The organism is Dapis purpurea BLCC-M126, assembly GCF_050015975.1.
Lineage (GTDB): Bacteria > Cyanobacteriota > Cyanobacteriia > Cyanobacteriales > Microcoleaceae > Trichodesmium.
In genome coordinates this window covers 1-12,547 of the sequence record NZ_JBNHER010000254.1, presented here as the reverse complement: position 1 = coordinate 12,547, position 12,547 = coordinate 1, and the positions used below count along the sequence as shown (strand labels likewise).

The following is a 12,547-nucleotide window of genomic DNA, read 5'->3' as shown; positions in this document are numbered from 1 at the left end:
ACTTAATTAATGACTATTAACAATCAAATTCAGAAGTTTCATACCTAAAATTAGCAACACCAAATATTATTCTATAAAACTAAGATGCCCCTGACAATTATAATCTTCAACCACGACTTAATCTTAATCAATTATTTTTAGACGACTTAACGTGCTTAACTAATAATTTAGCGATCGCCTCCTGTTGCTTATGGTCAAAACTTTTAATAATTAGTCTCACCACTTCTTTCGGGTCTTTTGGTAAAGTTACTTTTTTCTGTTCAGAAGTTGTTGCTTTAGGAGAATTTGCGATTTCTTTTAAATCTTTACTCGGTACTATTTCCTCTACCTTTCCTGCTTGGATTAACTCACCTGCTTGATTAAGTTCTTTAATAATCACAGATGCCAGAACTTGATAAGATAACTTAGAATTAGTCAGAGCTTGTTGAGAAGCATTAACTAAAGTATGCCAAATTTGTGTATTTTCATCCAACTTCAACAAACCATTACAACGCTCTATTAGTTGTTTTCTTGAATCTGGAGAATCACCCTTTTTAAAGACTTCCAACATTTCTTTTAATTTATCTTTGACTGCCAGAGCAAAATTAGTTTTTGTCTTGCCATTTCCAGCATCTACAGTAGTAGATTGACTAACAGTTCCACCACTAACTAAAGTATTCAAATTAGTTTCTAACTCGGCAAAGACAGGCAAAGCATTTTGTACTATTTCTTCTCCCTCTTCTTCCCTCAAACCATAAGGACCTTGGAGACGTTCTACTAAGTCTTTGAGAGTATCATATCCTTTTAAAAATTGAGATTCTACAGTTTGGTCAATATTAACAGGATGTTCTCGAATTATTTTGAAACAATCTTCTAAACGGTGAGCTACCTTTTTTACACTGTGCATTCCCAACATAGCAGCTCCACCTTTTACAGAGTGGGCTGCTCTAAACATATCATTAATAGTCTCAGAATCTGACATTGTAGACTTCAAATCTACCAACCCATTTTCTAAGGTTACTAAATGTTCTTCTGCTTCCATGATAAACAATTGCTTAATCCGTTCTTCTTGTTCTGATGCCACAATATTTCTCCTAAAATTTCAAGTTATTAACTAATATTGAATTAGGAATAAATTTAAGTATAAAACTCTATTGACTTGAAGCTACTACTTCTGTTATCTGGTTAATATAATTAGACAGATAAACCCATCTTGAGTAAGTGAGTATAAGTAAAGGAACAAGGGTAGGGCAGGCTGAAAAAACTATATTGCACTTCTGTCAAGCCTTTCGCTAAAACCCACCCCTACAACTTTTTCAATATTTAATTATACCTACCTACTTTACCTATTTACTAATTCAATTTACTACTTCTATTTTAATACTTTTTTGCTCAGAGTTAGCAGATAATTTATCGTTAAAAAACCTATAGGCTGGAGTTTCAAACCTATTTTTGCAGTAAATTTTTTTGTATAGCAGTTGCAAGTTTAGTTACGACAACTTAGCCTTACTAACAGCTAGTTATTGCAAAAATAAAACTTTTAAATTTTGAATTTTGAATTTTAATGATTCTGCCAATATTTATAGGCAGCATAAGCCAAAACCACCACACAGGTAACAATAGAAGATTCATCTACCTCAAACTGTGGATGATGGAGGGGATAGTTATGTTTATCTTTATGTCCCACTCCTAGACGAAACATCATACCTGGCACTTGCTCCAAATATATAGAAAAATCTTCTGCACCAAGGGAAGGCTCTGGTAAAATAGTAACTCGCTCGCTACCCCAAGCTTCTAAAGCTACTGACTCAACTAACTGAGTCAACAATGGGTCATTTTGTACAGAGGGAACTCCCTGACGATAATTTAGTTCATACTTAGCGCCGTAAGAACTACAAACATTGGCCACAATATTTTCAATCCAGGCAGGTAAGTCTTTATGGGTTTCTGGATGGAGCGATCGCACAGTTCCCAGCATTTTTACTTGATCTGCTATCACATTTGGCGCTCTACCGCCACTAATTTTACCAATTGTTAACACTACAGGTCTCAAAGGATTATGAGTTCTACTAATGGCCTGTTGTAAATTTGTAATTACCTGAGAAGCAATCCAAATAGCATCTATAGCTTCGTGGGGACGGGCACCATGACCAGATTCCCCAATAATTGTCAATTCCAAATCATCAGCAGCAGCAGTTAGTACCCCGTGGCGAATACCCACCGAACCTGCGGGAATAGTCGGGAAAGCATGGACTGCTAAAATTGCCTCTACATCTTCCAGCGCTCCATCTTTAATCATCCAACTAGCACCTTGGGCAATTTCCTCAGCAGGTTGAAACAGAAAACGGACATTTCCTGGTAGAGATTCTCCTAACTCAGATAAAACCATTGCTGCACCTAAACCGACTGTTGTATGGACATCGTGACCACAAGCGTGCATAATGCCAAGATTACGGGAGGCAAAATCTAGATCGGTACGTTCTGTAATGGGCAAAGCATCCATATCGGTACGAATGGCCAACCATTGATGAGTATTGTTACTACCTTTTAGTTCTCCCAGAACCCCAGTTTTACCAATAGCTTCCCGTACATGAAGACCGGAGGAAGATAATACACCTGCAACATAAGCAGCAGTTTGGTGTTCTTGGCCACTTAATTCTGGGTGCGAGTGAATATGGCGACGAATTTCAATCAGACGAGGTGCGAGGGTAGTTGCTAATTCTTTAATTCTGGTCAGCATAGATAATTTTTTGTCTATTCTTTTAATTTATTTAACTTAGCAAAAAGCCTATTTCTTAGTTGTTAAAGCGATCGCTTCCTTATCCTTAGAAGATGTTTGTCAACTCATAAAAACCTCTCTCCAAACCTCTCTCCTACAAGGAGAGAGGCTTTGAAACCCCCATTCCCTTGTAGGGAAGGGGGGCAGGGGGGTTAGGTTTTTAGGATTCATTTAGTTCTATGGAATACTTCTCAAACAACCTCTTAATCTCTTAATTTTGTTTTTATTTTCCTCTGGTATTTTGCTGATTTGCTTGACATAGAATACCAGTTAAATTCAGTCATCAATTTATATGGCCACCAGATTAATTGAACTAGAAGATAGGATTCTACAGCGCTACGCATTAAGCTTAGGACATTGATAAATCCTGTTAGCGGAGCTTTTCCGCAGGAAAAACCCTTTGAAAATATACTATTCCCTAGGGCGTAGCGCCATAGTTGAAGGGGAAGTCCCAGAAGATGAAGCAAAACCAATTTCTACTAATGTGATTAAACAAGTTGAATCTAGTTTTTTGAGAGTTGTCATTTGAATAGTTATAATTAAAGCTTGTAGTTGGGCTTCAGCCCGAACTATGGATAGGGCTAAAGCCCAACTACAAACAAAAACTTTTTTATCACTGATTATCCGGACATGATATTACAGTGGTTAGAATTGTCATTGCGAGCGACTGCGAAGCAATCTCAGGGTTTTTGAGATTGCTTCCTTCAAATCCGTTCCAGTCGCAATGACTTAGAGTAAATCTCCCCTCGCAATAATTGACAGTGAAGTAACAACAAATATTTTCTGTTGATTATAATTTATCCAAATATTCCTTAACTACCAAGGCAATACTTCACCCTTAGCGTGCCAAAAAGTTCCTGTATTTTCTAAGTTTAATTCATCAATTCTAGCTAATAAATTTTTGGCAGATTCTTCGGGAGAAATTCCTGTAAAATTTGTCATCCTAGTGCTAACTAAACCTGGATGTAAAATTGCTACAGAAATTCCCTGTGGTTTTAAATCGACAGACAAAGATTTACCAGCCATACTAACAGCAACTTTTGACATTCGATAACCGTAGGAACCACCGGAACTATTATCATCAATGGAACCCATTCTACTCGTAATAATGGCAATTTTTCCACCAGATTCCATTAAAGGTAATAAAGCATGAGTTAGGCGCAAAGTTCCCATAGCATTCACTTCAAATTGTTTCCGAATACTATCAAAATCTAAATCATCTAAATAGTTGCTTGCTCTTTCGACTATTCCAGCATTATTAATTATTACGTCTAACTTGACTCCTTGGAGACGATTAAGCAAACCATTTATATCTTGTTCTGAAGTAATATCTACTCCTGTTTCTACAGAAATTCCTAGACTTTCTAATTCCCCATCTGACTCGCGACAAATAGCAATTATTTTATTAGCTTGGCTATGAACTTGTTTACATAATTCTTTGCCAATACCACGATTAGTTCCTGTAATTAAATAAGTTGCCATAATCGACTTTTTTTTATTAATTGCTAACAAAATTCCTGGTTTATTATAACATGAAAGCAACAGAATTTTAGAAGGTTATAAAGTCAATTTTACCTCTAGTGATATGGCTAAAGTATTGGATGATTTTACTAGGGTGTCTAGACTAAAATTGTGGTAAAAAAAACCTAACCCCCCAACCTTCTTCCCTACCAGGGAAGGGGGAGAATATTTCCCCCCTATCCTTGCAGGAGAGGGGTCGGGGGAGAGGTCTTAATTATCCTCAAATTTACCTACAAAATAAATTTAGAGAGGCTAGGAGTATAATTTAATTTATTGCAATTTGACGATAACTATTAACTTTTAAACTAATGTCTAAATCTACAGAAAATTCAAAGCAAATTATTACGGTGGGCGACCAACCTACGACAAAAGATGAACTTGGTTTTACCCCTTATGTTATAGCAATGGCTGAGTTTTTAACTCATAAAGATACTAAACCGCCACTAACTATTTCTATTGAAGGTGAATGGGGTAGCGGTAAATCTTCTTTTATGAAACAACTTGAAGCTGAGGTTAAAAAGAAGTCTAAGGAATTAGATCGGGAAGAGTCAAAGAAAGTTTGGCAGAAAATCAAAAAAGACCGGATTATTTTTAGCAGTGATGGTAAGTTTGGCTTTTCTGTGCAAAAGAAAATTTATCAGAAGTTGGATGGTATGAAAAAGTATAATAGAGAAGTATGGGTAGCATTTGCAAAACAAGTGGGATGGCTTGAAGGGGAAGGAGAGGAGGAAGAGTGGGTGAGTTATGCCGACCTAACTTTTAGTACAGATACGCATTACTTAGGACACCTTCCTGTCGCAGGTGGGTATCGATTGGGGGGTGATATAGATTTGTTGGTTTTGTGTTCTTCTCTCTGGCACAGACTTGTAGACTGTAACATATAAGCGTTTTAGTATTGTGTAGGTTTGGTTGACGGAGGAAACCTAACAAAAATCAACAGTGGTGGTATAGCCATAATGGTAAAGCAAGTCGATAAGTTTTCTTTTGGGTTAAGCGACAGCGCAACCTAACCTACGATCTACTACAAAATGATGCAGAAAATTCTCAAATCAATTCTACTCCCAATATTCGCCGTATTCGCCGCCTTATTAACAGGAGCAGGTTATTCAGTCATCAGTTATCAGTTGTATGATATTTGGATAAGCGCCTTATAAAAAAAGTCACTGATGCAGAAAATTCTCAAGTCAATTCTACTCCCAATATTCGCAGTATTCGCCGCCTTATTAACAGGAGCAGGTTTAATGCTCTTAGCGAAAACCAACCCCGTAACTGCCTATACCGCCCTATTCCAAGAATCTCTAACTACCTACTTCGGTTTCAGCGATACCCTCAGCAAAACCACCCCATTATTACTAGCAAGTTTAGGAATATTAATAGCATTACGAGCAGGTTTATTTAATCTCGGTGGGGAAGGGCAAATTTATATGGGTGCTTTAGGTAGTGTCGTCGTCGGACTATATTTACCTAATTTCCCAATATGGATACATTTACCCCTAGCATTGATGGGAGGTTTTCTGCTAGGAGCAATTTGGGGAGCAATCGCTGGTTATCTGAAAGTCGCTCGTGGTTTAAATGAAGTGCTGACTACTCTACTACTAAATTACATCGCTCAAAATTTTGTCAACTACATGGTAAATGAACCACTTATCGCCCCCGACGCTCCAAGTGCGTACACTCCTCTCATTGCCGAGTCAGCGCGTTTACCGATAATTTTGCCCAAAACTCAAGCTCACGCTGGAATTTTATTGGGGTTAGCTATTGCCATAATTTTAGCCGTCGTGTTGTCGTTTACAGCTTTCGGTTATCAAGTGGATGCCGTCGGACAAAATCCTACCGCAGCTCGTTACGCCGGAATTTCTGTTAACCAGACTATTCTCGCAGTCATGGGTTTATCCGGTGGTTTAGCAGGTTTGGCAGGAAGCGCAGAAGTATTAGGAGCAAAATATCGGTTGTTTGAAAATTTTTCTCCCGGTTATGGTTTTGACGCGATCGCCATTGCATTATTAAGTCGAGGCAACCCCCTAGCAGTAGTTTTAACATCCCTATTTTTTGGTATTCTCAGGAGTGGATCAAATGTGATGCAGCGGAGTGCGGGAGTTTCGATAACTATTGTTTATGCTATTCAAGGTTTGACAGTGTTGTTTTTGGCAATAAGTCTGGCGTTTGAATTTGAAAAAAGAGTCAGGAGTAGGGGAGTAGGGGAGTAGGGGAGAATTTTGTAGGTTGGGTTGACAAAGGAAACCCAACAAAACTTATAATTGTTGGATTGTGTTTTAGTAAACCAATACAAATAAAATAGTGTGTTACGACTGATTGTTAAATGTCTTTTATATAGAATCCGGTTAAATATTTGTCATTGCGACGATAGGAAGCAATCTCGCCTCATGCCTGAGATTGCTTCCTTCCACTCCGTTTCAGTCGCAATGACGTAATGATGTTTAATTAGGCTTGGCTATTTATCTTAACTTATGAATTTATTAAATATCAACTTTTTCTCTGACTATTTATCTGCCACAATTCGACTTTCTATACCTCTAGCTTTTGCTGCTTTAGGTGGAATATTTTCCGAACGTTCTGGCGTTCTAAATATTGCTTTAGAAGGAATGTTATTAACAGGAGCTTTTGTCAGTGCGGCTGTTTCTGTTACTACTGAAAATGTCTACCTCGGAACCTTAATAGCAATTTTAGCTGGAGGAATTTTAGGCTTAATTCATGCCTATCTTTGTGTCAGTTTAAAAGTAAATCAAATAGTCTCAAGTCTGGCAATAAATTTAGCATCTTCAGGATTAACAGCTTATGGAGCCAGAGTATTATTCGACAGTGGCACAATTGCTTTACCAGGTATTGAAACTATCAATATTTTCGGATTAAAAGACTTACCAATTTTAGGAATATTATTCAATCAAGACCTATTATTTTATCTACTTTTGCTATTAATTCCCCTTTCTACTTATATCATTTTTAATACCAGTTGGGGTTTAGCATTAAGAGCAGTCGGTGAATATCCTCAAGCAGCAGCAACAGCAGGAATATCTGTTATTTTAGTGCGTTATTTAAGTGTAAGTTTGAGCGGTTGCTTGGCAAGTTTAGGAGGAGCTTATTTAGCATTAGTTCATGTAAAATTTTTCACCGAAGGCATGAGTAGTGGAAAAGGCTTTATTGCCTTAGCAGCTCTAATATTTGGTAGATGGCATCCAGTCAATACAGTTTTAGCTTGTTTATTATTTGGGGCAACAGAAGCTTTGCAGTTGAGAGTTCAAGCTTTTAATCTGAATATTCCCTATCAATTTTTAGAGATGTTACCTTATATTATTGCTCTATTCGCTTTAATTGGTTTAGCAGGTAAATCTAGCCCTCCTGCTGCTTTAGGAAAAGTATATTTTAAAGATAGTAAAAATTAGGAGGTGTAGGTGATAATATCAAAAGCAAGAACAAATTTATCCTATATTTGAATCTCCCTAATATCAATAACTCCTCCAGCTTTTTTACCTTCAGTGTCAACCAAAGTGCCATCGCCTATTTTTTACTGTCTATTCAAGAGCGATCGCTACCATCTGTAATAGCAAATTTGCTGACTATTCTATAATATCAAATCCCCTTAATTTGGTATAAAAAAATGTTCCATCTTCACCTATTGCAAAATATGCTCGTTTATCTCCCAATCTTCCCACCCTTCCCACACTCTTTATCTAATTAAATCAATGCTACTGAATTTGATATAATGTCGTTTTTTCTAGGTGATTTCCTAGATTAGTTAGAGTATAATTTGTATACTAATTTAGTAAATATTGACTATAATCAATATACTGTTTTTATACTGTCTTTGCCTAAGTCCTGTATATTATGTGTGAAACCGGAAATTGATTGGCATTCCCATACGATGCTTGCTTACAGGAGAGTGCAGGTCTTTTGATAATTAAGAACAATATTTTAGATAATTAAAAGTTATACATAATAGGACGGCATAGCAGCACAGACTAAACTTGAGAGGATGGAGAATGTCCTAAAAGTAATAGCGACTGGTAAGGTAATATGCATTTAAAATGCGTATTAGCAAGTCAGAATTCAGAAGGCGCGAAGTCAGAAGTAATAAGAATTTTCCTTTGAATCAGCCACACAATAATAAGTCGTTTAAATGCACAACAGCTTATAAAGGTTTTCACTGGGAGTGAGGTAGATTAACAATCCTGCGCTCATACCCCTTGTTAAGGGTAACTTCCAGTTCCTCCTTTTTTCAAGGGAAGATTCAACTTTCAAACAGCTAATTTAAGTTCTTTAATTGTAGTTTCTACCCAAACTCCATGTCAAAGTACGAACGTAAGATTTTTTTAATAATTGATAACTGAAATGACCAAAAATTTTAGCCCTGACTCCCTAATACTATTGCCTATTGCTTTGACTAAAGGAAGTTAATTTTTTCCTATTCATTTAAAAAAGAGCCAAGGTAAATTTTTCCTTTTTTAAGAGGGTATCAATAGCGGATAAAAATATTTTTGTTATAATCATAGAACTGCAGATTATATTAATTACAATTTTCCTCTGTTTGCACTCAGAATAACTGGGGCAGCCATAATAATAAGTTTGGTAAGTTATCCGCCAATTAAGTATATGAAAATATTTAAAAATACTACATTTAGCTGATGATTGAATTTGTGTAATAGAAGACATCGAGTCAATTAACTTGCTTATACAGAATTATTATATTAATCCTGACAAAAATATTACTGGATTAGTTCTTCCAAGGTTAACTCCTTTTGGCAAATAATTTAAAGTTGTTATAATAGAACAGCCTGATAAATTAACATCTACCAATCATCCCTTTTCAGGGAGAAAATTTTAATGTCTAAAATTAACATCTACCAATCCGTATCTACTAAAAAATCTACCAACTTGATTGATATCTCTAGTCAACTAGAATCTCCACAAAAAATAGTATTTATAGACTCTAATCTAGAGGATTACCAGGGTTTAGCTAATGGAGTTTTACCAGGAACAAAAGTAGTTATTCTTCGTCCTACTTCTGATGGTGTCCAGCAGATTACTAGAGTTCTTAAAAAATATCCTTACATATCATCTATACATATAGTTTCTCATGGTACTCCTGGATGTTTATATTTGGGTAATAGTCAATTAAATATTAATAGTATTAACAATGATTATTGCCAAGAGTTAGAAGCTTGGTCAGTAACAGATTTATTGCTCTACAGTTGTAGTGTTGCTGCTGGTAATGCAGGTAAAGATTTTTTGGCACGACTCCGTGAAATTACAGGTGCAAATATTGCTGCTTCGGCAAGGCCAACTGGTAATGCAGCTTTGGGTGGTGACTGGGAGTTGGAGGTTATTAGGGGAGAGTTAGAGGTTAGTTTAGCTTTTAGCGATCAGATTCAAAGTGAGTGGGAGTATATTATGGCTGCTTTTGATGAACAGCCCTATTTTTATCAAGTTATTGCAGGTCAGCTAAAAATCTTCAACCCTCTGACAAATAATTATGAAGATTTAGGACCTCAGTACGGTCCTGGGTATAATGCAACGGGGTATAACGTACTAGACAACTTTATTTATGGAATTGAAGGCGGATCTGACTCTACAACTGGAGATGTTGTTAGAATTAACTCTGATGGTACAGTTGAGAAATTGCTTACCGATGTGAGCGATCCTACTTCAGTTGTTACTGTAAGTGGAAGTGTAAATTTAAATTCAGGAGATGTAGACGATCAAGGTAATCTCTGGGTACGGACAGGTAATAGACAACTAACAAGAATCAATCTTACTACTGGCGTTCAGACTCCTTTTCCTAATACGGGTGATCTTAGTGGACAGAGCTTAGCGAATGTTGCAGATATTATTTACAATACAGATGACCAAAAATTCTACGGAGCTGGTAACAATAGTTTCATCTATACCATAGATCTCAACCCAGCACCTGGAGAGAATAATATTACTCGGAATATAGCTACTGGTTTACCTAATAGCCAATATGGTGCTGCTTGGATTAACTCTAATAATAATAGTGATAATACTTTATACATTGCCAGGAATAATGCAGATGGGTTATATCTTATAGAAGGATTTACTGGTACTTCTCCAACAGCTGTCCTCGTTGCTAATGCTGAGGCGAATACACAGAACGACGGAGTATCAAACCCAGAGCAACTGTCGCCGTTTAATGTTCCGTTTATTGATCCCAACCCGAATAATACTAATGCTCCTTTTAGCCACGAAGATACTTTTACTGAAGGTGATACCGGAGTTGGTGTTGTGAGCAGCAATGTCGATATTAAAGATTTTGATGGGAGTGTAGATTTAGATGGTAGCGGAAATGTTGATGATAATGGTGGAAATATTCAAAGTGCTACTATTAGGCTGACTAATCCTCAAACAGACGATGAGTTGTTCGTGGCGTCAGCTTTACCTGGTGGGATAACCGCTACTGGTGATGGTAGTGATGTTATTATTTTGACAGCTGGAGCAGGTGGAGCGTCTGCAACAGATTTTGAAACTGCTCTGCAAGCAATTCAATTCAGGAATACTAGCGATACTCCAAACACAACTCCAAGAGACATACAAATTCAGCTAACTGATAGAGATCTTGACGATACTGAAGGTCGATCTAATAATGCAGGAAATACCTCGACAACAACCATTAATGTTGTTCCAGTTAACGATCCTCCTTCTTTTCAAGCCTTAGACGGTACTCCAACTTTTGTTGGTAACCCAGTTATTTTAGATGGCGACGCTACTATTAGTGATTTTGAATTAGATGATCGAGATAACTACAACGGTGCTACCCTCACATTAGAAAGAAATGGTGGGGCAAATGCTGAGGATGTATTTAGTAGTGGTAATCCTAGTGTATTAGAAGCTTTAACAGAGGGTGGAAACCTGACAGTCAATGGTACGACTATCGGTACAGTTACTACTAATAGTGGTGGTAAATTACAACTAACATTTAATAGTGATGCTACAGGGGATTTAGTAGATCAAGCCTTACAACAAATTGCCTATCAGAATACAAACACAGAGACTGCTCCTGATGAAGTAACCATCAAATACACAATCAACGATAGCAACATAGAATTCAACGATAGTTCAGCCAACGTTGCTGCCGACACTAATAGTGCAGTAGTCATAGACGCAAATGCCACCATTAGTAGCGATGAAACTCAGATTGTAGACTACAACAACGTCTCCCTAGTAGTGCAAAGAAGCGGAGGAGCGAATAGTGAAGATGAGTTTAGTGGTGGAACATTAGGAGCATTAGCAGAAAACTCAACAGTAACAGTCAATGGTACTGATATTGCTACAGTTACTACTAATAGCAATGGTAAATTACAACTAACATTTAATGAACTTGCTACTACTGCTTTAGTGAATCAGGCATTACAGCAAATCACATATAGTAATACTAATACTAATGCTCCTGATGAAGTCATTATAGATTACCGTGTATTTGAGCAGGGTATAGGAGGTCCTTTAGAAGGAGAAGGAGCTGTTGTTGTTAACGTTCGTGCTGTGAACACTGCCCCATCTTTTCAAACCTTAGATAATACTGCAACCTTTACCAAAGGTGGTGACGCAATTGTTTTAGATGATGATGCTACTATTGTAGATATAGAACTAGATGATAGAAACAACTACGACGGTGCTATCCTCACATTAGAAAGAAATACTGTGGCAAATAGTGAGGATGAATTTAGTGCAGTTGCAGGTGGAACATTAGGAACATTAACAGAAAATGGAAACCTAATAGTTGGTAGTACGACTATCGGTACAGTGACAACTAATAGCGGTGGTACACTCAAACTAACATTTAATAGTGATGCTACAGGGGATTTAGTAGATCAAGCCTTACAACAAATTGCCTATCAGAATACAAACACAGAGACTGCTCCTGATGAAGTAACCATCAAATACACAATCAACGATAGCAACATAGAATTCAACGATAGTTCAGCCAACGTTGCTGCCGACACTAATAGTGCAGTAGTCATAGACGCAAATGCCACCATTAGTAGCGATGAAACTCAGATTGTAGACTACAACAACGTCTCCCTAGTAGTGCAAAGAAGCGGAGGAGCGAATAGTGAAGATGAGTTTAGTGGTGGAACATTAGGAGCATTAGCAGAAAACTCAACAGTAACAGTCAATGGTACTGATATTGCTACAGTTACTACTAATAGCAATGGTAAATTACAACTAACATTTAATGAACTTGCTACTACTGCTTTAGTGAATCAGGCATTACAACAAATCACATATACTAACACT

General features: G+C 37.1%; 8 protein-coding genes. 5 read left to right on the top strand and 3 right to left on the bottom strand.

Translation table 11 applies throughout. The features are described from left to right. Nucleotides 1–127: 127 nt before the first annotated feature. Together ACP6PL_RS22595 and ACP6PL_RS22590 are read right to left on the bottom strand one after the other, a co-directional pair. On the bottom strand, nt 128–1,063 hold the full coding sequence (locus ACP6PL_RS22595) for an Hpt domain-containing protein (RefSeq protein ID WP_426547534.1): 936 nt from the start codon (nt 1,061–1,063) through the stop codon (nt 128–130). A 477-nt stretch (nt 1,064–1,540) separates the two neighbouring features. Further along, nucleotides 1,541–2,719 (bottom strand): M20 family metallopeptidase, encoded by a 1,179-nt coding sequence (locus tag ACP6PL_RS22590; RefSeq protein WP_426547533.1) that lies wholly within the window; start codon nt 2,717–2,719, stop codon nt 1,541–1,543. Between the two features lie 439 nt (nt 2,720–3,158). On the opposite strand from ACP6PL_RS22590, the gene ACP6PL_RS22585 reads away from it, so the two are divergent. After that, nucleotides 3,159–3,287, top strand: coding sequence for a hypothetical protein (locus ACP6PL_RS22585; protein ID WP_426547532.1), 129 nt, complete (start codon nt 3,159–3,161; stop codon nt 3,285–3,287). A 287-nt stretch (nt 3,288–3,574) separates the two neighbouring features. Here the strand turns inward: ACP6PL_RS22585 and ACP6PL_RS22580 are convergent, their stop codons facing one another. Continuing rightward, a complete protein-coding gene (locus tag ACP6PL_RS22580; protein ID WP_426547531.1) occupies nt 3,575–4,240 on the bottom strand; it encodes an SDR family oxidoreductase in 666 nt (221 codons plus the stop codon). 347 nt (nt 4,241–4,587) lie between these two features. On the opposite strand from ACP6PL_RS22580, the gene ACP6PL_RS22575 reads away from it, so the two are divergent. The 4 genes from ACP6PL_RS22575 to ACP6PL_RS22560 all read left to right on the top strand — a co-directional run. After that, nucleotides 4,588–5,163, top strand: coding sequence for a GUN4 domain-containing protein (locus ACP6PL_RS22575; protein ID WP_426547530.1), 576 nt, complete (start codon nt 4,588–4,590; stop codon nt 5,161–5,163). Nucleotides 5,164–5,445: 282 nt separating this feature from the next. Beyond that, nucleotides 5,446–6,486: an ABC transporter permease gene (locus tag ACP6PL_RS22570; RefSeq protein WP_426547529.1), complete on the top strand. Its 1,041-nt coding sequence runs from the start codon at nt 5,446–5,448 to the stop codon at nt 6,484–6,486. 261 nt (nt 6,487–6,747) lie between these two features. Continuing rightward, on the top strand, nt 6,748–7,680 hold the full coding sequence (locus tag ACP6PL_RS22565) for an ABC transporter permease (protein ID WP_426547528.1): 933 nt from the start codon (nt 6,748–6,750) through the stop codon (nt 7,678–7,680). A gap of 1,438 nt (nt 7,681–9,118) precedes the next feature. After that, nucleotides 9,119–12,547: DUF4347 domain-containing protein (locus tag ACP6PL_RS22560; RefSeq protein ID WP_426547527.1), on the top strand; the 3,429-nt coding region annotated here is incomplete at its 3' end.

Coding starts and splice junctions, on each gene's coding strand:
- ACP6PL_RS22580 (WP_426547531.1), bottom strand. CDS start 4,240: ATGGCAACTTATTTAATTACAGGAACTAATCGTGGTATTGGCAAAGAA.
- ACP6PL_RS22575 (WP_426547530.1), top strand. CDS start 4,588: ATGTCTAAATCTACAGAAAATTCAAAGCAAATTATTACGGTGGGCGAC.
- ACP6PL_RS22565 (WP_426547528.1), top strand. CDS start 6,748: ATGAATTTATTAAATATCAACTTTTTCTCTGACTATTTATCTGCCACA.
- ACP6PL_RS22570 (WP_426547529.1), top strand. CDS start 5,446: ATGCAGAAAATTCTCAAGTCAATTCTACTCCCAATATTCGCAGTATTC.
- ACP6PL_RS22590 (WP_426547533.1), bottom strand. CDS start 2,719: ATGCTGACCAGAATTAAAGAATTAGCAACTACCCTCGCACCTCGTCTG.